The sequence below is a fragment of the Streptomyces sp. NPDC002054 genome, from assembly GCF_040296685.1.
Taxonomy (GTDB): domain Bacteria; phylum Actinomycetota; class Actinomycetes; order Streptomycetales; family Streptomycetaceae; genus Streptomyces.
Map to the genome: position 1 here is coordinate 1 of NZ_JBEOXT010000058.1, position 20,916 is coordinate 20,916.

The following is a 20,916-nucleotide window of genomic DNA, read 5'->3' on the forward strand; positions in this document are numbered from 1 at the left end:
TCGGAGACCGCGCCGACGAACGTGGTCTTGCCCACGCCGAAGCCGCCCGCCACCACGATCTTCGCGGAGGTGGTGGAGCGAGCCGCTCCGCCGTTGGAACCCCCGTTAGAGCTTGCGAAGTCCACTGAGCACCCTTTCGAGCAGCGTTACGTCCGGCGTGCCGCCGGCCTCTCCATTGCCCGGCTGGTGAATGGCCACCATGCCCGCCTCGGCCAGGTCGGCGACGAGGATGCGGGCCACGCCGAGCGGCATCGACAACAGGGCGGATACTTCGGCAACCGACTTGACCTCGCGGCACAGCGTGCAGATCCGCTGGTGCTCGGGCAGCAGGTTTGACAGGTGCATCGGATCCGCTGTGGTGCTGACCAGCGCCTCGATGGCGAGCTGGTAGCGCGGCCGGGTCCGGCCGCCGGTCATGGCATAGGGGCGTACCAGCGGCTGGTCGCCTTCCGCGCCGTACGAATCACCGTACGAATCGGGGTAGGCGGGGGGCGGGGTCATGGATCCTCCGGGCTCGACAGCAGTGGTCAGCGTGCCGTCTGACGGTGGCCGGTGGGGGGAGTGAATGACGGCCGGACGGTGGTACTGGGTCCCGGGGCCAGGGATGGCACCCGGTCTCCCGGCCGGCAGTACCGTCCGGCCGGGAGAGTGGCAGTCAGATGAGCAGGCTTCCCTGGAGTTCGGCGCGCAGGTCCGGGGTGAGGACGCTGCCCGCACGGTCCACGAGGAGGGCCATCTCGTACCCCACGAGGCCGATGTCGCACTCGGGGTGCGCCAGTACGGCCAGCGAGGATCCATCGGAGACGGACATCAGGAAAAGGAATCCCCGGTCCATCTCGACCACGGTCTGGTTGACGGCCCCACCCTCGAAGATCCGGGAGGCACCGGCGGTCAGCGAGGTCAGTCCGGAGGCCACGGCCGCCAGCTGGTCGGCGCGGTCGCGCGGAAACCCTTCGGACATCGCCAGAAGGAGGCCGTCGGCGGAGACCACCACCGTGTGGGACACCCCGGGGGTGTTGTCCACGAAGTTGGTGATCAACCAGTTCAGGTTCTGTGCCGCCTGGCTCATCGAACTCAACTATCGCTCCTGCTGGTAAGTGGGGTCGACGTGGTAACTGCCGGTCGCCGGGCCGTTGTTGCCGGCCTGGCGACCCTGCTGGATACCCCGTCGGAGGTTGGTGAGGCGACCGCGCACATCGTCCGGCGCACGCGAGACCTGCGGTCCCGTCTGGGCGTCGGCCTGCTGCTGAGCGGTACCGGCCACCAGGTTGGCACGCGGCACCCGGCGGGGCAGACCCGAGGTCGTCACTCCGCCGGCCGCGGGCTGGCGCACGCGCTCGGCCTGACGCATCAGCTCGTCGTTCGGCGAGGACCGCCAGCTCACCGTCGGGGTGGCGACGGTGGCCGGGTCGGCCGCCGCTGCTGCCCGCTCCTGACCACGCTGCGGCAGCGACTGCTGCGGCTGCGGGGCCGGGGCGTTCTGCTGCGGCTGCTGGGGTGCGGCCGGTGCCTGCGGCTCGCCGCCGCCCTCCTGGCGGAACCAGTTCGACTCCAGCGTGTCGAAGATCGGGCTGCGGCCGTCACCGTGACTCTGGGCCGGGGGCAGCGCCTCAGGCTGGTGAGCCTGCGGCAGTCGCGGCGTCTCGGCACGCGGCACCGGTACGGGCGTGTGGGGCGCCTGCGGTGCCGGCTGGGCCGGGTTGTCGTACGAGCCGACGCCGGGGCCGCCGGCCCGCGGAGCCGGGTAGTCCGGCCGGGCGAACTGGCCGGTGGACGCCGGGTCCATCGGTCCGCGCACATCCGGACGCTCGAACTGTCCGGTGGTGCTGTTGCCCTGCGGAAGCGGGGCGTTGAAGTCGGGACGGGCGAACTCGGCCGTGGAACCGGGGCCGGTCAGCTCGTCGTGGCCGCGGGGCACGTCCGGACCACCGGGGCGGGCCTGGCCGGCCCCCCAGCTGGTGGTGGGCGGCAGTCCGGCGGGACCGCCCGCGGAGCCCGGAAGCTCCGGGCGCGGAGCGCCACCGCGCGGGGGCAGCTGCGGGCGACGGCCCGTGGGCGCAGCCGGGGCCTGAGCCTGCGGAGCCGCGGGGGCCTGCTGGCGGGGCGCGGCCGGCGCGGGGGCCGGAGCCTGCGGACGCTCGAAGCCGTTGCCCTGCGGGAACCCGGCCGGGCCGCCCGCGTTCGGGGCCGGCACCGGGCGGGCCTGCGGGCCGCCGGCGGGGGCGTTGCCGCCGAAGCCACCGCGCCCCTGGTTGCCCGGGTTGCCCTGGTTCGGGTGGTTGCCGGGGCCGCCGGGGCCACCGGCCGGGCCGCGGCCCGGCAGGGGACCGCCGGCGCCGAAGGCGTTCGGGCCCTGACCGCCCTGCGGACCGGAGTTCTGCGGACGGCCGCCCTGCGGCTGGCCGTCACGGCCGGGCAGCGCCGCGCGCTGCGCGCCGGCCGGAACCTGGCCGCGCTGCGGGGCGGCACCCACCTGCTGGCGTGCGGGCCCACCGGGCACCGAGCCCTGCGCGCCCGGGTTGCCGGGCTGGCCACCGGGGCCACCGGGGCCGCCCTGGCCGCCGGGGCCGGGCTTGCGCCCGCCCTGGGCGACGTCCACGGGCAGCATGACGAGGGCCGTCGTACCGCCGGAGTCGGAGGGGCGCAGCTGGATCCGGATGCCGTGTCGCAGGGACAGACGGCCGACCACGAACAGCCCCATGCGGCGGGAGACCGAGACGTCCACGGTCGGCGGCGCCGCGAGCCGCTCGTTGATCGCCGCCAGGTCCTCGGGGGACAGGCCGATGCCGGTGTCGTGGATCTCGACCAGCACGCGGCCGTCGGGCAGCGCGTGACCGGTCACCTTGACCTTGGTCTGCGGGGAGGAGAACGAGGTGGCGTTCTCCAGCAGCTCGGCGAGGAGGTGCACGAGGTCGTTGACGACGCGGCCGGCCACATCGGTCGAGGGGACCGAGGCCAGCTCGATGCGCTCGTACTGCTCCACCTCGGACGCGGCGGCACGCAGGACGTCGACCAGCGGGACCGGGCGGGTCCACCGGCGGCCCGGCTCCTCGCCCGCGAGGACGAGGAGGTTTTCGCCGTTCCGGCGCATACGGGTCGCGAGGTGGTCGAGCTTGAAGAGCGAGGACAGCTGGTCCGGGTCGGCCTCGCGGGACTCCAGCTCGGAGATCAGCGAGAGCTGACGCTGGATAAGACCCTGCGAGCGGCGCGAGAGGTTGGTGAACATCGCGTTGACGTTGCCCCGGAGGAGGGCCTGCTCGGCGGCGAGGCGGACGGCCTCGCGGTGCACGTCGTCGAAGGCCGCGGCCACCTGGCCGATCTCGTCGCGGGAGTGCACACCGACCGATTCCACGGAGGTGTCGACGTCCTGCGGGTCGGACTCGGAGAGCTGCTTGACGAGCTCGGGCAGCCGGTCCTGGGCGACCCGGGTCGCGGTGTCCTGCAGCCGGCGCAGCGAACGGATCATGGACCGGGCCATGATGAACGCGCCGACCAGCGAGACACCGAGGACGAGGAGGATCAGCGCACCGTTGATGATGGCGTCGCGCTGGGCCTCGTTCTTGAGCTCGCGGGCCTTCTGCTCCATGTCCTCGAGGAGCGAGAGCTCGATCCTCTTCATGGTCTGGATCTTGTTGTCGTCCGAGTCGTACCAGTCTCGCCAGGAGCGGGCCTTCTCCTTGGCGAACTGACCCGGGTTCTTCAGCACACGGCCGGCGTAGCTGTTCGCCGAGGAGATTTCGGCGTTGCCCTCGCCCAGCGGCGCCAGCAGTTCCTCTGACTTGCCCTGGTAGACCAGGCCGAAGGTGACCATGGCCTGGTCGTAGTTCCGGTACGCCGAGTAGGCGTAGAGCCGGTCGTTCTCTTGCAGGTTGCCGACCTGGGTGGGGCTCTGGGGGAGCGCGGCGGCGATCATCGCGCGCTGGATGGAGGCGTACTCCTTGGCCGAGGAGAAGGCGGCCAGCGCGCGGGTCCGCTTGATCATCTCCGGGCTGGAGGTGGCCTGCGCCATGTCCTGGGAGAGCGACAGCAGCGAGACGATCAGGGAGTTGTACTGGGCGACGGTCTGCTGGGAGCCGCTCTTGTACGCGGTGGTGCGGATCCCCTCGAGCGCGGCGATCTGCCGGCTGATCTGCGTGACGTTGCTGCGGATCGACTTGAGGGTCTCGTCCTTGTCGTCCTGGTCATCGATGGCCGACGTGGCAGAGGTGAAGGCGGTGGCGGCGGAGTCGGTCTGCTCACGGACCGTCTCGACCTCGCTGGCGACGGTCTTGTTGCTGATCGGACCGGCCGACAGGTCGCGCTCCTCCTGGAGCGCGGAGGCCAGGTTGGTGGCCTGCCGGGTCATGGTCGTCAGCAGCTGCATGTGCTCCAGCTGGTCCATCTCGTTGAGCGAGTCGTTGATTCGGACCGCGCCAAGCGTGGTGGCGGCGACGACGGGCAGGGTCAGCAGCGACAGCAGTCGCGTGCTGATGCGCCAGTTCTGCAGGGCGAGACGGGAACCGGGCCCATTGGGGGCCTTCGGTATCGCCTGGTCCTGTACGCCCGACTCTTCGGTGACCGCACCGGCCTGGCCGGTCTGGCCGGCGTTCAGGCCCTTCCCGGTCTTGCCGGGCTTGCCAGGCTTGTCGGCCTTGCCCTTCCTGCCCTTGCCCTTCGCCTTCTCGGCGGCGGCAGGGGCAGTGCGGACACCATCGGAGCCCGGCCCGCGGTTCTGGGCGTGCTGGGGCGAGGAGCCACGGTCGGTCCCGCCGCGCGGCTCCTGCTCCGCCGCAGCGCTGCCATCCCTCTTGAAACGTCCCTGCACTAGCTCGCAACCTCTGGACCAGGCGTCCCACCGGGCGAGCGGTGGGACGGTGTCGAGTCGTGGGGCATCGGTTTGGCCCCGTGGTGGTCGTCGGTGACCGCGCGTCTCTCGTGGATTTCCGTCGATTTCCGCGGCGGTCTCGCGAATTCCAGCACAGTGGCGGATCTCCAACAAGGTGCGAGGGCAGGCCCGGAGAGTCGGTGACGGCTTGTGTCGGCCGGGCTACTGGCAGTGGAGGCATTACCGGGGCGAACCGGACTTTGTCTATGGAAACACTGAGGCTTACCGGGTGTCCCAGTCGAGATGATCAGGAGCGGAATGCAGCATTCAGTGGCGCAATGTCCGTTTCCATGGGGGCGAGTGACTTGCCGTTATGTCCATAATGCCCGGTCACTCGTGAGCAAACTCACATACTCATGGCCATTACTTACCGGTTCTCGCGGGGATTCAAATGTTTAGCCTTGCCCTTTACAGCTATCGCTCATCCGACAACCGGCGTCCGCGGGGCGCCCCACTCACCGACGAGGGTCAAAGACTCCGATGAAGACGACCATGATGTTCCGCAACATAGCCAACCCCCGCCGCACCACCCTCGCGCACCTCAAGGACGCGGAGGAGATGCAGGCGGTCGAGGCCCCGGAGCACGCGGTCGAGCTGCCGACCCAGACGGCCAACCCCCGCCGCACCGTCCTGATGGTCGCCCCCGCCGCCGCGCAGTAGACAGCGCAGCAGACCGCGCAGCGCAACCTCGCAGGACGGGCCCCGCAACCGCGTTAGCCTGGACACGCAGACTCCAGCCAGCGGAAACAGAGGGGCAGGCGCGACCTTTGCGCATCGCCAGATTCTCGATCGACGGAAATGTCGCCTTCGGCGCCGTGGAGGGCAGCACCGCCTCCGGCGACGAGAGCGAACTCGTCCTCGACATCATCAAGGGCATCCCGTTCGCGGACTTCGAGCTCTCCGGCACGAAGGTTCCGCTGAGCAAGGTCCGGCTGCTGCCGCCCGTGCTCCCGAACAAGGTCGTGGCCATCGGCCGCAACTACGCGGAGCACGCGGCGGAGCTCGGCCACGAGGTCCCGGACGCCCCCATCACCTTCTTCAAGCCCTCCACCTCGGTGGTCGGCCCCGGCGACCCGATCGCCTACCCCTCCTTCTCCCAGGAGGTCCACCACGAGGCGGAGCTCGCCGTGGTGATCGGCCGGATGTGCCGGGAGGTCCCGCGGGACCGCGTCAAGGACGTCATCCTCGGCTACACCTGCGCCAACGACGTCACCGCGCGCGACATCCAGCAACGCGAGAAGCAGTGGGCCCGGGCCAAGGGCTTCGACAGCGCCTGCCCGCTCGGCCCCTGGATCGAGACCGACCTCGACCCGGCCGACCTGGCGATCGAGTGCACCGTCAACGGCGAAGTGCGCCAGTCCGGCCGCACCAGCGAGATGGTCCGCTCCATCGAGGACCTGATCGTCCACATCACCGAGGCCATGACGCTGCTCCCCGGCGACGTCATCCTCACGGGGACCCCGGCCGGAGTCGGCCCCCTCAACGTCGGCGACGAGGTCGCCGTCACCATCGAAGGTATCGGCACTCTCGCCAACAAGGTGATCAAGCGTGGCTAACGCACCCGTCCGCGTCCGTTTCTGTCCCTCCCCGACCGGCAACCCCCATGTCGGGCTGGTCCGGACGGCTCTCTTCAACTGGGCGTTCGCCCGCCACCACGGCGGCACGTTCGTCTTCCGCATCGAGGACACCGACGCGGCGCGCGACTCCGAGGAGTCGTACGGCCAGCTGCTGGACTCGCTGCGCTGGCTCGGCTTCAGCTGGGACGAGGGCCCTGAGGTGGGCGGCCCGCACGCCCCGTACCGCCAGTCCCAGCGGATGGACATCTACGCGGACGTGGCGAAGAAGCTGATGGACGGCGGCTACGCCTACCACTGCTACTGCACTGCCGAGGAGCTCGACGAGCGCCGCGAGCTCGCCCGCCGCGAGGGCCGGCCGTCCGGCTACGACGGCATGTGCCGCGTGGTGACCGCCGAGCAGAAGGCCGCGTACGACGCCGAGGGCCGGACCTCGATCGTGCGCTTCCGGATGCCCGATGAGCCGATCACCTTCACCGACCTGGTGCGCGGCGAGCTGACCTTCACCCCGGAGAACGTGCCGGACTACGGCATCCTCCGGGCCAACGGCGCCCCGCTCTACACCCTGGTCAACCCGGTCGACGACGCGCTGATGGAGATCACCCACGTGCTGCGCGGCGAGGACCTGCTGTCCTCCACCCCGCGCCAGATCGCGCTCTACAAGGCGCTGATCGAGCTGGGCGTCGCCAAGGAGATCCCCTCCTTCGGCCACCTGCCGTACGTGATGGGCGACGGCAACAAGAAGCTCTCCAAGCGTGACCCGGAGTCCTCGCTCAACCTGTACCGCGAGCGCGGCTTCCTCCCCGAGGGCCTGCTGAACTACCTCTCGCTCCTCGGCTGGTCCTTCTCCAAGGACCAGGACATCTTCACGATGGACGAGATGGTCGCGAAGTTCGACATCCCGGACGTGAACGCCAACCCGGCGCGCTTCGACCTGAAGAAGTGCGAGTCCATCAACGGCGACCACATCCGCATGCTGGACCCGAAGGCCTTCGCGGACGCCTGCACCCCGTGGCTGCAGGCCCCGCACGCGAACTGGGCCCCGGAGGACTTCGACGCCGCGGCCTGGGAGCGCATCGCGCCGTACGCCCAGACCCGGGTGACCGTCCTGTCGGACATCACCGCCAACGTCGACTTCCTGTTCCTGAAGGAGCCGGTGGCGGACCAGGCTTCGTGGGACAAGGCGATGAAGGGCGAGCCGGCGGCCCTGCTGACCACGGCCCGCGAGAACCTCGCCGGCGCCGACTGGAGCGACCCCGAGTCCCTCAAGCAGGCCGTCCTCACCGCGGGCGAGACCCACGGCCTCAAGCTCGGCAAGGCCCAGGCGCCGGTCCGGGTGGCCGTCACCGGCCGCACGGTCGGCCTGCCGCTCTTCGAGTCCCTGGAGATCCTGGGCCGGGAGCGGTCCCTGGCCCGGATCGACGCGGCCCTGGCCAAGCTCACTGCCTGAGCCCCGTCCGTACCTCCCGTGAGGGCGGCAGCCGTACCGGCTGCCGCCCTCACGGCGTAAGGTCGGTCACATGCCGATCCGCGCCGTGCTGTGGGACATCGACGACACCCTGTTCGACTACACGGGGGCCGACTCCGCCGGGCTCGCGCGGCACCTCACCGACGAGGGGCTGGGGGAGCGGTACGGCTCCCCGGCCGAGGCGCTGGCACTGTGGCGCGAGATCACCGAACGGAACTGGGCCCGCTTCGCCGCCGGCGAGACCGGCTTCGAGGAGCAGCGGCGGGACCGCGTGCGCGACTTCCTCCGGCGGCCGGATCTGGGCGACGACGAGGCCGACGCCTGGTTCGACCGCTACGTGGCGCATTACCGGGCCGCCTGGAAGGTGTTCCCCGATGTGTTCCCCGCCCTGGACGCCCTGGCGGCGGGCTACCGGCACGGGGTGCTCACCAACTCCAGCAGCGCCAACCAGGACCCCAAACTGCGCCGGCTCGGCCTGCGCGACCGCTTCGAGGTGCTGGTGTGCGCCGCGGAGCTGGGCGTCAGCAAGCCGGAGGCCGCGGCCTTCCGGGCGGCGTGCGACGCACTGGGGCTCGAAGCCGGCGAGGTGGCGTACGTGGGGGACCAGCCGGAGATCGACGCCCGCGGGGCACGGGACGCCGGGCTGCTGGCCGTATGGCTGGACCGGGACGGCGGGCGCGGTGCGGGGCCGGAGGGAGTGCACCGGATCACCGGGCTTGCCCAGCTCCCCGGGGTGCTGGCCGGGGATACCCGTTTTGGAGCACGGTCAGGCATCCGGTAATGTTCTTTCTGCGCCGCCGGAGCGGGCCGAAAGGCCGGACGGAGGCGCCACTCGAAAGAAAGTCCCGAAAAGGTCTTGACTTTCAGTGGGGTATAGTGTAATTGGCAACACGAGGGTTTCTGGTTCCCTTATTCTAGGTTCGAGTCCTGGTACCCCAGCGCAGTGCAAGTGATTGACGCAGTGCTTTGCCCCCGTTGTGTAGCGGCCTAGCACGCCGCCCTCTCAAGGCGGTAGCGCCGGTTCGAATCCGGTCGGGGGTACAGATCCTTCCCGCAAGATCTCCTTGGGTAGCTCCCGGACGTCTTGATGCAGGATCGCTAGGGCCCCCGTTGTGTAGCGGCCTAGCACGCCGCCCTCTCAAGGCGGTAGCGCCGGTTCGAATCCGGTCGGGGGTACTGTGGTCTGGTCTAGACCTCATTGGGCTATGGTGTAATTGGCAACACGAAGGTTTCTGGTTCCTTTGTTCTAGGTTCGAGTCCTGGTAGCCCAGCGCAGTAAACAAGCTAGCCCCCGTTGTGTAGCGGCCTAGCACGCCGCCCTCTCAAGGCGGTAGCGCCGGTTCGAATCCGGTCGGGGGTACGCACAGAAGAAGCCCTCCGCGACATGGTCGCGGAGGGCTTCTTCGCGTTCTTCGGCCGGTGCGCGGGCAAAGAAGTACGGGCCCGGAGGCGCGAGTTCGGACGTGTGCGGCGTCGTACGCGCCCCCGGACCCGGGGGAGTGGGTGGAACGTGAAACGTGGAACGGCGAGGGGTCAGCCGGAGCGCCGCAGCGCCTCGGACAGCCGGGCAGCCGCGTCGATGACCGCCTGGGCGTGCATCCGGCCCGGGTGGCGGGTCAGCCGCTCGATCGGCCCGGAGACCGACACGGCGGCCACCACGCGGTTCGAGGGGCCGCGGACCGGTGCCGAGACGGAGGCCACGCCGGGCTCCCGCTCGCCGATCGACTGGGCCCAGCCACGGCGCCGTACGCCCGACAGGGCCGTCGCCGTGAAGCGCGCGCCCTGCAGGCCCCGGTGGAGCCGCTCGGGCTCCTCCCAGGCCATCAGGATCTGCGCGGCCGAGCCGGCCTTCATCGGGAGCGTGGAGCCCACCGGGACGGTGTCCCGCAGGCCCGACAGCCGCTCGGCCGCCGCCACACAGATGCGCATGTCTCCCTGACGGCGGTAGAGCTGCGCGCTCTCCCCCGTCACATCACGGAGGTGGGTGAGTACCGGTCCCGCCGTGGCCAGCAGACGGTCTTCGCCGGCCGCGGCGGCGAGCTCCGCCAGCCGCGGGCCGAGGATGAACCGGCCCTGCATGTCCCTCGCCACCATCCGGTGGTGTTCCAGTGCCACGGCAAGGCGATGTGCCGTGGGTCGTGCGAGCCCTGTCGCCGCGACCAGCCCGGCGAGGGTGGCCGGACCGGACTCCAGTGCGCTCAATACCAGAGCTGCCTTGTCGAGAACGCCGACGCCGCTAGAGTTGTCCATGCAACGATATTCACGTCTCACACTGTGAAACGCAAGTTCAAATTTTCCAAGAACCCGCCAGTCTGTATGTGCGGGCACACGAACCACTGGGCCCGGGATCTCTAGGAGTGCCGGCACAACCAGCCGGCCGGAGGGAAAGCGATGGGTAGGACACTCGCGGAGAAGGTCTGGGACGACCACGTCGTCCGGCGCGCAGAGGGCGAGCCCGACCTGCTCTTCATCGATCTGCATCTGCTGCACGAGGTGACCAGCCCGCAGGCCTTCGACGGTCTCCGGCAGAACGGCCGCAAGGTCCGCCGCCTCGACCTCACCATCGCGACCGAGGACCACAACACCCCCACCATCGACATCGACAAGCCGATCGCGGACCCGGTCTCCCGGGCCCAGCTGGAGACGCTGCGCCGCAACTGCGCGGAATTCGGTGTCCGGCTGCATTCGCTGGGCGACGTCGAGCAGGGTGTGGTCCACGTGGTGGGACCGCAGCTGGGTCTGACCCAGCCCGGCACCACCGTGGTCTGCGGTGACTCCCACACCTCCACCCACGGCGCCTTCGGTGCGCTGGCCTTCGGCATCGGCACCAGCCAGGTCGAGCACGTACTGGCCACCCAGACGCTCCCGCTGGCCCGCCCCAAGACCATGGCGATCACGGTCACCGGCGAGCTCGCCGAGGGCGTCACCGCCAAGGACCTGATCCTGGCGATCATCGCCAAGATCGGCACCGGCGGCGGCCAGGGCTATGTCCTGGAATACCGCGGCGCGGCCATCGAGAAGCTCTCGATGGAAGCCCGGATGACCATCTGCAACATGTCGATCGAGGCCGGCGCCCGCGCGGGCATGATCGCCCCCGACCAGACCACCTTCGACTACCTGGAAGGGCGCGACCACGCCCCCCGGGGCGCGGACTGGGACGCGGCCCTCGCCTACTGGAAGACCCTGCGCACCGACGAGGACGCGGTCTTCGACGCCGAGGTCGTCATCGACGGTGCCGAGCTGTCCCCGTTCGTCACCTGGGGCACCAACCCGGGCCAGGGCGCGCCGCTGTCCGCCAACGTCCCCGACCCGGCTTCGTACGAGGACGCTTCGGAGCGCCTGGCCGCCGAAAAGGCCCTGGAATACATGGGGTTGACCGCCGGGCAGCCGCTGCGCGACATCAAGGTCGACACCGTCTTCGTAGGTTCCTGCACCAACGGCCGGATCGAGGACCTGCGGGCCGTGGCCGGCATCGTCGAGGGCCGCAAAGTCGCCGACGGCGTACGGATGCTGGTCGTCCCCGGCTCGGTCCGGGTCGCCCTGCAGGCCGTCGAGGAGGGCCTGGACAAGGTCTTCACGGAGGCCGGCGCCGAATGGCGGCACGCGGGCTGTTCGATGTGCCTGGGCATGAACCCCGACCAACTGGCCCCCGGTGAGCGCTCCGCGTCCACCTCCAACCGCAACTTCGAGGGCCGGCAGGGCAAGGGCGGACGCACCCACCTGGTCTCCCCGCAGGTGGCCGCGGCCACCGCGGTGCTGGGCCACCTGGCCTCGCCCGCCGATCTGACCGACGCCCCCGCCCCCGCGACCGCCGGAGTCTGAACCATGGAAGCCTTCACCACCCACACCGGCCGGGCCGTCCCGCTGCGCCGCAGCAACGTCGACACCGACCAGATCATCCCGGCCCACTGGCTGAAGAAGATCACCCGCGACGGATTCGAGGACGGGCTCTTCGAGGCCTGGCGCAAGGACCCCGAGTTCATCACGAACCGCCCGGAGCGCCAGGGCGCCACCGTGCTGGTCGCCGGCCCCGACTTCGGCACCGGCTCCTCCCGCGAGCACGCCGTCTGGGCCCTGCAGAACTTCGGCTTCAAGACGGTCATCTCCGCCCGCTTCGCCGACATCTTCCGCGGCAACTCGCTGAAGAACGGTCTGCTGACCGTGGTGCTGCCGCAGGAGACGGTGGACCGGCTGTGGGAGCTGACCGAGGCCGACCCGACCGCCGAGATCACCGTCGACCTGGTCGCCCGGCAGGTCCGCGCGGCAGGCATCGAGGCCGAGTTCGAGCTCGACGACAACGCCCGCTGGCGTCTGCTGGAGGGCCTGGACGACATCTCGCTCACCCTTCAGAACGAAGCGGACATCGCCACGTACGAAAGCACCCGGCCCTCCCACAAGCCCCGCACGCTTCAGGGCTGATTCCGGCCTGATCAGGGCTTATTCGCTCCCGGGTGATCGCTCCCCCGACACTGTGCCCCCCGCCTCCCGGCGGGGGGCACAGCCGTATGTTGAGGCCCCGTGAGGCGACAACTCGCCCCAGATGGCACAATCTGTGCATGGAACGCGACAGTCAACTCGAGCTCTACGAGCTCGTCGCGGACCGGCTGAAAGAAGCACACGCAAAGGTGCGCGCACTGCAAGTCCCGGAGGGCGTAAGGATGACGCTGACCCGGAAGCTGTTGGTCGTCACGGCTGCGGCGAAGCACGATCTCGCCGATGCGGCAAGGCGCCTGGACAGGTTGATGAAGGACCTCGATGAGGGTCGATTCCCTGAAGGCGACTGATGCGAAGGAACTCTGCAACGACCTACCTCGTTGCGGCAGGAGGGTGATTAGCCCGTTTCGTGTTTGATTTGCGGTATATATCCGCCTAACGTGCGAAATAGCTTGAACACATTCGTTCTGGCGATGTCTCCGAAGGGGAAGACGTGAACAAGGCGCAGCTCGTAGAAGCGATTGCCGACAAGCTCGGCGGACGCCAGCAGGCCGCGGACGCTGTCGACGCGGTACTCGACGCGATGGTCCGCGCGGTCGTCGCGGGCGACCGGGTCTCGGTCACGGGCTTCGGCTCGTTCGAGAAGGTCGACCGTCCGGCCCGCTACGCCCGCAACCCGCAGACGGGTGAGCGCGTCCGGGTCAAGAAGACCTCGGTTCCGCGCTTCCGTGCAGGTCAGGGCTTCAAGGACCTGGTCAGCGGCACCAAGAAGCTCCCCAAGGGCGACGAGGTGGCAGTCAAGAAGGCGCCCAAGGGCAGCCTGACCGGCGGTGCTTCCGCCACGGTCAAGAAGGCGGCGGCCAAGAAGGCCACCACCGCCAAGAAGGCCGCGGCGAAGAAGGCCGCACCGGCCAAGAAGGTTGTCGCCAAGAAGGCCGCACCGGCCAAGAAGACCACCACCGCGGTCAAGAAGGCCGCGGTCAAGAAGACCACCGCGGCTGCCAAGAAGGCGGCTCCGGCCAAGACGGCGGCGAAGAAGACCACCGCCAAGAAGACCGCGCCGGCCAAGAAGGCCGTTGCGAAGAAGGCGCCCGCCAAGAAGACGACGGCGCGCAAGACCACCACCGCAAAGAAGGCCACCGCCCGCAAGAAGTAGGGCAGCAGTCACACACGCCGGGCGGGTCTCCCTCCGCAGGGGAGACCCGCCCGCGGTGTGTCCAGCGCGATCAGGTCCGCGCGATCAGGTCCGGGCGATCAGAGCGTCTGCAGGGTGATCAGGGTGATGCGCAGGGCGCTGCCCTCCCCGTCCGTCTCGATCCGCACCCGCTGCCCCGGACGCAGCAGACGCAGCCCGCCCGCCTCGAAGGCCGGCGCCTCGAAAGGCACCGGAGTGCCGTCGTCGAGCAGCACACTGCCGCTGTGGGTCTGTTCGTCGTAGGTGTACGCGGTTGCCTGCATACCCGCACTGTATCGGGACGTGTGACGGCCCAGCCCGAGGATGGCGGCAGCCCGCAGATCCGCCTCCGTGTCCACATCCCGGCGCACGCTGTCGACGTCCGTGAGTGCGATTTCCACCGCCCCCGAAGCGGAATGCCGGGCCCGTGAGGGCCCACCGAACGAGGGGGCCAATTCCACGTCCGGAGCAGCCGAAAGCAAGGTCGTTCCGATTCCTGCCGCATCCGCCAGAAATGCCCGGGGAAATGCTGCCGCCCTTTCGAGCACGCGTAGCAATTCCAGTGGCCGCAAGGCCGGCAGATCGGCGTTCATCGCGGCCACCGCAGCCCCGGGCCGGGCCGCCCGGACCGCCCGCGCCCCATGGGCCAGCGCCGCGTTGAGCCCCGCCCCCGGAAGGTCCGGCACGATCCGCGCACCCAGCCGCGCCAGTTCCGCACCGGCCCGCGGATCGTCCGTGACGACCACCACATCCCGTACGGAGACGCAGGCCAGCGCCGCCGCCACGGTGTCCTGGGCGAAGGCCAGGGCCAGCCCGGCCCGGTCCGGTCCGGCCGCCGCCGCAAGTCGGCTCTTGGCCACGGCGAGCGCCTTCAGCGGCACCACCAGACTCCAGACGCCGTTGCCGGCCGCCACCCCCGCCACCCGCCCCTCACTCGCCATTCCCCGCCCGCCATTCCCCCGCCATTGTCGCCTCCGCCCCGGCAGCCCGGGGACCTGTCGCCGCGAGCGGGGCGTACGGTGTTCTCGACAGAGACCGGACCTGGGGCGACACTTGTCCGGCCGACCGGGTGCCCCACCACCGCACCGGTCCTAGAGGAAGGTGTCCGAGTGTCCCGCCGCAGAATCGGCTTCTGGTACCGCCTGGCGGCGGTCATCGCAAAACCGCCGCTGGTAGTGCTGTTCAAGCGGGACTGGCGGGGAATGGAGCACATTCCGGCCGACGGCGGATTCATCACCGCCGTCAATCACAACTCGTATCTGGATCCGCTGTCCTACGCGCACTTCCAGTACAACACCGGCCGGGTTCCCCGACTGCTGGCCAAGGCCGCCCTCTTCAAGGCTCCCATCGTCGGCTCCATCCTGCACGGCACCGGCCAGATCCCCGTGTACCGCGAGACCACCAACGCCCTGGACGCCTTCCGGGCCGCCGTGGACGCCATCGAGCACGGTGAATGCGTGGCCTTCTACCCCGAGGGCACCCTCACCCGGGACCCCGACCAGTGGCCCATGCAGGGCAAGACCGGCGCCGCCCGGGTCGCCCTGCTCACCAGGGCCCCCGTCATCCCGGTGGCCCAGTGGGGCGCCAACCTCGCGATGCCCCCGTACGCCAAGGAGAAGAAGTTCCGGCTGTTCCCGCGCAAGACCCTCCGGGTCCTCGCCGGACCGCCCGTGGACCTCTCCGAGTTCTACGACCGCGAGCCCACCCCGGATGTCCTCAAGGAGGCCACCGAGGTCATCATGGCCGCCATCACGGCCCTGCTGGAGGAACTGCGCGGCGAGAAGGCCCCCGCGCAGCCGTACGACCACCGCAAGGCGCGGGCGGAACAGCGGCGCAAGGCCGCAGGAGAGGGTACGAAGTGACACCCGGCAAGCCCGTCAGGGCGGCAGTTTTCGCAGCGGGCTCCTGGGGCACCGCCTTCGGCATGGTGCTCGCCGACGCCGGCTGCGAGGTGACCCTCTGGGCCCGGCGCCCGGAACTGGCCGAGGCCATCAACACCGGCCGCACCAACCCGGACTACCTGCCCGGCATCGAACTCCCGCCGAACCTGCGCGCCACCACCGACCCGGCCGAGGCCGCGCGCGGCGCCGACTTCACCGTGCTGTCGATCCCCTCCCAGACCCTGCGCGGCAACCTCGCCGAATGGGCTCCGCTGCTGGCCCCCGACACCGTCCTCGTCTCCCTGATGAAGGGCATCGAACTCGGCACCGCCAAGCGGATGAGCGAGGTCATCGAGGAGGTCGCCAAGGTGCCGGCCGAGCGGGTCGCCGTGGTCACCGGCCCCAACCTGGCCCGCGAGATCGCCGCCCGGCAGCCCGCCGCCTCGGTCGTCGCCTGCGTGGACGAGAGCGTGGCGCAGCGCCTCCAGGCCGCCTGCCACACCCCGTACTTCCGCCCGTACACCAACACCGACGTGGTCGGCTGCGAGCTCGGCGGCGCCGTCAAGAACGTCATCGGCCTCGCCGTGGGCATCGCCGACGGCATGGGACTCGGCGACAACACCAAGGGCTCCCTCATCACCCGCGGCCTGGCCGAAACGACCCGGCTGGGCCTGGCGATGGGTGCCGAACCGCTCACCTTCTCCGGACTCGCCGGCCTCGGCGACCTGGTCGCCACGTGCTCCTCGCCGCTCTCCCGGAACCACACCTTCGGCACCAACCTGGGCCGCGGGATGACCCTGGAGGAGACCATCGCGGTCACCAAGCAGACCGCCGAGGGCGTCAAGTCCTGCCAGTCGGTGGCCGATCTGGCCCGCCGCCACGGGGTCGACATGCCGATCACCGACACGGTCGTGGACATCGTCCACCACGGCAAGCCGCCGCTGGTCGCACTGAAGGATCTGATGGGACGCAGCGCCAAACCGGAACGGTCCTGACACCTCTCCGGACGCATGAGCGGGTACTCTCGTGGCGATATGAGCAGCGAGAACCTCCCCCAGAACACTGAGCAGCAGGGCCGCAGGCCCCGGGTGGCCGTCGTCTTCGGCGGTCGCAGCTCGGAACACGCCATCTCGGTCGTCACGGCGGGCGCCGTGCTGAAGTCCATCGACCGGTCCAAGTACGAGGTCCTGCCGATCGGCATCACCCCCGAGGGCCGCTGGGCGCTGACCGCCGACGTGCCGAGCCGGATGGCGATCGCCGACCGGAAGCTCCCCAGCGTGGCGGAGCTCGCCGAGTCCGAGGACGGCGCGGTCGTCCTGCCCGTCGATCCGGCCAGCCGCGAGGTGCTCTACACCGAACCGGGGGCCGTACCGAAGGCACTCGGCGAGGTCGACGTCGTCTTCCCCGTCCTGCACGGCCCGTACGGCGAGGACGGCACCCTGCAGGGCCTCCTGGAGCTCTCCGGCATCCCGTACGTCGGCTCCGGCGTCCTGTCCTCGGCCGTCGGCCAGGACAAGGAGTACATGAAGCTGGTCTTCACGGCGTTCGGGCTGCCCGTCGGGCCGTACCTGACCATCCGCCCCCGCGAGTGGGCCGCCGACGGGGGCGCCGCGGCCCACGACCGCATCGTGGAGTTCGCCGGCGAGCACGGCTGGCCGCTGTTCATCAAGCCCGCCCGGGCCGGGTCCTCCATCGGCATCACCAAGGTCGACGACATCTCCGGCCTGGCCGCCGCGGTCAAGGAGGCCCAGCGCCACGACCCGAAGATCATCGTGGAGGCGCTGCTGCGCGGCCGTGAGATCGAGGTCGGCGTGCTGGAGTTCGAGGACGGGCCGCGCGCCAGCGCCCCGGCCGAGATCCCGCCGGTCTCCAGCCACGACTTCTACGATTTCGAGGCGAAGTACATCGACTCCGCCTCCGGGATCGTGCCCGCCCCGCTGACCCCCGAGCAGACCGCCGAGGTCCAGCGGCTCGCCATCGAGGCGTTCGAGGCGGCCTCCTGCGAGGGCCTGGTGCGTGCCGACTTCTTCCTCACCGAGGACGGCACCTTCGTCATCAACGAGATCAACACCATGCCCGGGTTCACGCCGATCTCCATGTACCCGCGGATGTGGCAGGAGTCCGGCATCGAATACCCGGAACTGGTCGACCGCCTGATCCAGGCAGCCCTCCGCCGCAGCACCGGGCTGAGGTAGTTCCGCCGAGCTCACAGGGCCCGTACCCCCGGCGAATGCCGGGGGTACCCCTACATCTCGGGGCGGGGTCAGTAGTCCGCGATGCCCTGGGGGACTGTTTTGGCGATGGCATCGGAGAGGCCGACCAGCATTCCCGCTTCCTTGGCGTGTGCCTTGTCCACCACGACCTCGGTGTAGGCGCGCCGCAGGCCGGTGGTGAAGCGGAATCCGCCGCCCGCCTCCTCGGCGAGGGGTTCCATCAGCCAGGCCACCTCGTTCACCTGGATGCCGTCCTGCTGCGGATCCGCCATCTTCTGGGGCTTGGGGATACCGCACCGCAGTACGATCGCCGAGCCACCCCACGCGGCGGTCAGCTCGGACTGCGGATCCGTCTCGGTCCGCTCCAGGCCGGCCACCGTGTCGGGGAGCTCCTTGTGCAGTGCCGCACAGAGCTTCCCGACCTCGGCGGGCGGCGTGGGCGGCGGCTCCAGGAGGACGACGGAGCCGCCCGGCGTACAGCCCGCGAGGGCCGCTACGGCGACCAGGGCGGACAGGGCCGGCAAACGGACCGGTCGGTGGTGGGACATCACCGGCCCAGACTAGACGGGGGCTACAGATGGACCACCGGGCAGGTCAGGGTGCGGGTGATCCCCTCCACCTGCTGGACCTTGGCCACCACCATGCGGCCGAGCTCGTCCACGGTGTCGGCCTGGGCGCGCACGATCACGTCGTACGGCCCGGTCACGTCCTCGGCCTGGATCACCCCCGAGATCTGGCCGATGGCTTCGGCGACGGAAGACGCCTTGCCCACCTCGGTCTGGATGAGGATGTACGCCTGTACCACGGAACCTCCAGGGCGGCCACGAGGATCATTTCCCCTACCCTTCGGGTGGGCCCTGACCATAGGGGTGGGCCCGGGGGAGAAGAGACGCCACGGTACCGCGTTGCGGAGCGCCACGGGGAGACCCGGGGACCCGGCGCCGCGCGCAGCGGGGCGTACGAAGTGCAGAAGTTGACGTATCTGTTGACGGTACCCAGAGCTGTGACGGCTCGCGACCGCAGGCGTACGGGGCCAGAAGGAGCACAGCGATGAAGGGCACAGTGGGCGAGCTGGGAGAGTTCGGGCTCATCAGGGAGCTCACCTCCCGGCTCACCACCACCCCGGCGGTACGGCTCGGGCCCGGCGACGACGCCGCCGTGGTGTCCGCGCCCGACCGCCGGGTCGTGGCCAGCACGGACATCCTGCTGGAGGGCAGGCACTTCCGCCGCGACTGGTCCACCGCATACGACGTCGGCCGCAAGGCCGCCGCCCAGAACCTCGCCGACATCGCCGCCATGGGCGCCGTTCCCACCGCGCTGCTGCTCGGCCTCGTGGTGCCCGCCGAACTGCCGGTCACCTGGCCCACCGAACTCATGGACGGCATCCGCGACGAATGTCAGGTCGCCGGGGCCGCCGTGGTCGGCGGGGACATCGTCCGCGGCGACACCATCACGGTCGCCATCACCGCCCTCGGCGATCTGCGCAACCACGAACCGGTGACCCGCTCCGGCGCCCAGCCCGGCGACGTCGTCGCCGTCACCGGCTGGCTCGGTTGGTCCGCGGCCGGGTTCGCGGTGCTCTCCCGCGGCTTCCGGTCCCCGCGCGCCTTCGTCGAGGCGCACCGGCGCCCCGAACCGCCCTACCACGCCGGCCCCGCAGCGGCCGGACTCGGCGCCACCGCCATGACCGACGTCAGCGACGGACTGGTCGCCGACCTCGGGCACATCGCCGAAGCCAGCAAGGTCCGCATCGACCTGCGCTCGGCCGCCATCGACATCCCCACCCAGATGTTCGACATCGGCCAGGCCGTCGGCGTGGACCCGCTCCAGTGGGTGCTCACCGGAGGAGAGGACCACGCGATCGTGGCCACCTTCCCGCCGGACGTGAAGCTGCCGGCCCGCTGGAAGGTCATCGGCGAAGTGCTCAACCCCTCCGCGCAGCCGCAGGTCACTGTGGACGGCGCGCCCTGGACCAGCACCGGAGGCTGGGACCACTTCGGTGGCGAACCTGCAGAGGAGCAAGCGCGATGACAAGTAGGCCGCTGTGCCTGACCGTCGCCGGATCGGATTCCGGCGGCGGGGCGGGCGTCCAGGCCGACCTCAAGACCATGCAGGCCCTCGGCGTGCACGGAATGAGCGTGCTGACCGCTGTGACCGCCCAGAACTCGCTGGGGGTCCACGGGGTCTGGGAGCTGCCCGCCGAGGCCGTCACGGCCCAGTACCGGGCCGTGGTGGACGACATAGGCGTCCACGCGGTGAAGACCGGGATGCTGGGCTCGGCGGCCGTGGTGGAGACCGTGGCCGGGCTGCTGGCCGGTACGGACGCCCCGGCCGTGGTCGACCCGGTGGGGGTCTCCAAGCACGGGGACGAGCTGCTCGCCGCCTCCGCCGTGGACGCCGTACGCAAACTGCTGCTGCCCGAGGCCACCGTCGCCACGCCCAACCTGGACGAGGTCACCCAGCTCACCGGGCTGGTGGTGGAGACCGAGGACGGCATGCGGCGGGCCGCGGAGGCGATCCTCGGCTACGGGCCCGAGTGGGTGCTGATCAAGGGCGGCCACCTGGCCGCCGGGACCGAGGCGGTGGACCTGCTCACCGACGGGGTCCAGGAGCTGTGGCTGCGGGCCCCCCGGCACGACGGCCGGCACACCCACGGCACCGGCTGCACCCTCGCCAGCGCCATCGCCTCCGGGCTGGCCCAGGGCCAGGACGTGCCGCAGGCCGTCATGGAGGCCAAGGAGTACGTCACCGGGGCGATCAAGGCCGGGTTCCCGCTCGGCGGCGGCATCGGCCCGGTGGACCACTCCTGGCAGTCGCGCCGCCGGTACTAGCCGTACCCGCTGCAGACAAGGCAAAAGGCCGGTCCACCGAGGTGGACCGGCCTTCTTGGCAACCGGAAGGGCTGCGCTACGACGGGAGCGTCAGCGCGAGACCTTGCCGGCCTTGATGCACGAGGTGCAGGCGTTGAGGCGCTTCGGCGTCCCACTGACCACGGCACGGACGCGCTGGATGTTCGGGTTCCAGCGACGGGACGTACGGCGGTGCGAGTGCGAGATGTTGTTGCCGAAGCCCGGCCCCTTGCCGCAAACGTCGCAGTTGGCAGCCACAGGTCACTCCAAAGACTTCAGATGCACTTACAGTGAATTCCGGCGAACCGGAATCAGAGGTCTGAAGTGGTTTGCCGGGGGGATGGCCCGACTCTCGTCGGGCAACCGGAGCAGCATACAACGACTGCTGCCGTCCGAGAAAACTACCATGACCCCGCAGACTGGTCCTCCCGCGTCCGTCCTTCGTTACTCTGCGGTGAAC

Annotated in this window: 20 protein-coding genes, 5 tRNA genes and 2 pseudogenes; 18 read left to right on the forward strand and 9 right to left on the reverse strand. The window is 70.2% G+C overall.

Annotation, left to right across the window (positions count from 1 at the left end; genetic code table 11):
* The 4 genes and pseudogenes from ABT123_RS34750 to ABT123_RS34765 all read right to left on the reverse strand — a co-directional run.
* Positions 1-125, reverse strand: a pseudogene (locus ABT123_RS34750) (ATP-binding protein); the annotation flags it as partial.
* Positions 106-501 (reverse strand): DUF742 domain-containing protein, encoded by a 396-nt coding sequence (locus ABT123_RS34755; RefSeq protein WP_351322104.1) that lies wholly within the window; start codon positions 499-501, stop codon positions 106-108. The gene ABT123_RS34755 and the pseudogene ABT123_RS34750, both read right to left, overlap by 20 nt.
* Before the next feature lie 154 nt (positions 502-655).
* Complete coding sequence (locus ABT123_RS34760) at positions 656-1,069, reverse strand: roadblock/LC7 domain-containing protein (protein ID WP_008739864.1); 414 nt, start codon at positions 1,067-1,069, stop codon at positions 656-658.
* Between the two features lie 9 nt (positions 1,070-1,078).
* The gene (locus ABT123_RS34765; RefSeq protein ID WP_351322107.1) at positions 1,079-4,804 is read right to left on the reverse strand and encodes a sensor histidine kinase; all 3,726 of its coding nucleotides are present in this window, start codon (positions 4,802-4,804) and stop codon (positions 1,079-1,081) included.
* 540 nt (positions 4,805-5,344) lie between these two features.
* Here ABT123_RS34765 and ABT123_RS34770 point away from each other — a divergent pair.
* The 9 genes from ABT123_RS34770 to ABT123_RS34810 all read left to right on the forward strand — a co-directional run bounded on the left by ABT123_RS34770 (position 5,345) and on the right by ABT123_RS34810 (position 9,266).
* Entirely contained in the window at positions 5,345-5,524 is a 180-nt protein-coding gene (locus ABT123_RS34770; protein ID WP_351322109.1) for a hypothetical protein, read from the forward strand.
* 107 nt (positions 5,525-5,631) lie between these two features.
* Positions 5,632-6,420 (forward strand): fumarylacetoacetate hydrolase family protein, encoded by a 789-nt coding sequence (locus ABT123_RS34775; RefSeq protein ID WP_351322111.1) that lies wholly within the window; start codon positions 5,632-5,634, stop codon positions 6,418-6,420.
* Positions 6,413-7,888 (forward strand): glutamate--tRNA ligase, encoded by a 1,476-nt coding sequence (gltX, locus tag ABT123_RS34780; protein WP_351322113.1) that lies wholly within the window; start codon positions 6,413-6,415, stop codon positions 7,886-7,888. Before ABT123_RS34775 ends, gltX begins: the two co-directional genes overlap by 8 nt.
* Before the next feature lie 70 nt (positions 7,889-7,958).
* Positions 7,959-8,687: an HAD family hydrolase gene (locus tag ABT123_RS34785; protein ID WP_351322115.1), complete on the forward strand. Its 729-nt coding sequence runs from the start codon at positions 7,959-7,961 to the stop codon at positions 8,685-8,687.
* A gap of 86 nt (positions 8,688-8,773) precedes the next feature.
* A tRNA-Gln gene (locus ABT123_RS34790) sits at positions 8,774-8,845 on the forward strand.
* A 29-nt stretch (positions 8,846-8,874) separates the two neighbouring features.
* Positions 8,875-8,947: transfer RNA gene (locus tag ABT123_RS34795), tRNA-Glu, on the forward strand.
* Between the two features lie 62 nt (positions 8,948-9,009).
* Positions 9,010-9,082, forward strand: a tRNA-Glu gene (locus ABT123_RS34800).
* Positions 9,083-9,105: 23 nt separating this feature from the next.
* Positions 9,106-9,177 (forward strand) — tRNA-Gln (locus ABT123_RS34805).
* 16 nt (positions 9,178-9,193) lie between these two features.
* Positions 9,194-9,266: transfer RNA gene (locus tag ABT123_RS34810), tRNA-Glu, on the forward strand.
* Positions 9,267-9,439: 173 nt separating this feature from the next.
* On the opposite strand, the gene ndgR is transcribed toward ABT123_RS34810, so the two are convergent.
* On the reverse strand, positions 9,440-10,156 hold the full coding sequence (gene ndgR / locus ABT123_RS34815) for an IclR family transcriptional regulator NdgR (RefSeq protein ID WP_037837458.1): 717 nt from the start codon (positions 10,154-10,156) through the stop codon (positions 9,440-9,442).
* A gap of 141 nt (positions 10,157-10,297) precedes the next feature.
* Between ndgR and leuC the strand changes: the two genes are divergently transcribed.
* From leuC to ABT123_RS34835, 4 genes are all read left to right on the forward strand, one after another.
* Complete coding sequence (gene leuC, locus ABT123_RS34820) at positions 10,298-11,728, forward strand: 3-isopropylmalate dehydratase large subunit (RefSeq protein WP_351322117.1); 1,431 nt, start codon at positions 10,298-10,300, stop codon at positions 11,726-11,728.
* A gap of 3 nt (positions 11,729-11,731) precedes the next feature.
* On the forward strand, positions 11,732-12,325 hold the full coding sequence (gene leuD, locus ABT123_RS34825; RefSeq protein WP_351322119.1) for a 3-isopropylmalate dehydratase small subunit: 594 nt from the start codon (positions 11,732-11,734) through the stop codon (positions 12,323-12,325).
* Positions 12,326-12,462: 137 nt separating this feature from the next.
* Complete coding sequence (locus tag ABT123_RS34830) at positions 12,463-12,690, forward strand: SCO5555 family protein (RefSeq protein ID WP_150207156.1); 228 nt, start codon at positions 12,463-12,465, stop codon at positions 12,688-12,690.
* Positions 12,691-12,833: 143 nt separating this feature from the next.
* Positions 12,834-13,496, forward strand: coding sequence for an HU family DNA-binding protein (locus tag ABT123_RS34835; protein ID WP_351322123.1), 663 nt, complete (start codon positions 12,834-12,836; stop codon positions 13,494-13,496).
* A gap of 305 nt (positions 13,497-13,801) precedes the next feature.
* Here the strand turns inward: ABT123_RS34835 and cofC are convergent.
* Positions 13,802-14,455 (reverse strand): annotated as a pseudogene (cofC, locus tag ABT123_RS34840) (2-phospho-L-lactate guanylyltransferase); the annotation flags it as partial.
* A gap of 168 nt (positions 14,456-14,623) precedes the next feature.
* On the opposite strand from cofC, the gene ABT123_RS34845 reads away from it, so the two are divergent.
* The 3 genes from ABT123_RS34845 to ABT123_RS34855 are packed head-to-tail and all read left to right on the forward strand — an operon-like array spanning position 14,624 to position 17,589.
* Positions 14,624-15,376, forward strand: coding sequence for a lysophospholipid acyltransferase family protein (locus ABT123_RS34845; protein WP_351322125.1), 753 nt, complete (start codon positions 14,624-14,626; stop codon positions 15,374-15,376).
* Positions 15,373-16,389, forward strand: a complete 1,017-nt coding sequence (locus tag ABT123_RS34850; protein WP_351322127.1) for an NAD(P)H-dependent glycerol-3-phosphate dehydrogenase — start codon at positions 15,373-15,375, stop codon at positions 16,387-16,389. Before ABT123_RS34845 ends, ABT123_RS34850 begins: the two co-directional genes overlap by 4 nt.
* A 39-nt stretch (positions 16,390-16,428) precedes the next feature.
* Complete coding sequence (locus ABT123_RS34855; RefSeq protein WP_351322129.1) at positions 16,429-17,589, forward strand: D-alanine--D-alanine ligase family protein; 1,161 nt, start codon at positions 16,429-16,431, stop codon at positions 17,587-17,589.
* 68 nt (positions 17,590-17,657) lie between these two features.
* Here the strand turns inward: ABT123_RS34855 and ABT123_RS34860 are convergent, their stop codons facing one another.
* Both ABT123_RS34860 and ABT123_RS34865 read right to left on the reverse strand, forming a co-directional pair.
* A complete protein-coding gene (locus tag ABT123_RS34860) occupies positions 17,658-18,155 on the reverse strand; it encodes a DUF3515 domain-containing protein (protein ID WP_351322131.1) in 498 nt (165 codons plus the stop codon).
* Between the two features lie 23 nt (positions 18,156-18,178).
* Entirely contained in the window at positions 18,179-18,412 is a 234-nt protein-coding gene (locus ABT123_RS34865) for an Lrp/AsnC family transcriptional regulator (RefSeq protein WP_150207150.1), read from the reverse strand.
* 245 nt (positions 18,413-18,657) lie between these two features.
* Between ABT123_RS34865 and ABT123_RS34870 the strand changes: the two genes are divergently transcribed.
* Both ABT123_RS34870 and thiD read left to right on the forward strand, forming a co-directional pair.
* On the forward strand, positions 18,658-19,638 hold the full coding sequence (locus ABT123_RS34870; RefSeq protein WP_351322133.1) for a thiamine-phosphate kinase: 981 nt from the start codon (positions 18,658-18,660) through the stop codon (positions 19,636-19,638).
* Positions 19,635-20,438, forward strand: a complete 804-nt coding sequence (gene thiD, locus ABT123_RS34875; protein WP_351322135.1) for a bifunctional hydroxymethylpyrimidine kinase/phosphomethylpyrimidine kinase — start codon at positions 19,635-19,637, stop codon at positions 20,436-20,438. Before ABT123_RS34870 ends, thiD begins: the two co-directional genes overlap by 4 nt.
* Before the next feature lie 90 nt (positions 20,439-20,528).
* On the opposite strand, the gene rpmB is transcribed toward thiD, so the two are convergent.
* Positions 20,529-20,714, reverse strand: coding sequence for a 50S ribosomal protein L28 (gene rpmB / locus ABT123_RS34880; protein WP_064070327.1), 186 nt, complete (start codon positions 20,712-20,714; stop codon positions 20,529-20,531).
* Between the last annotated feature and the right edge of the window lie 202 nt (positions 20,715-20,916).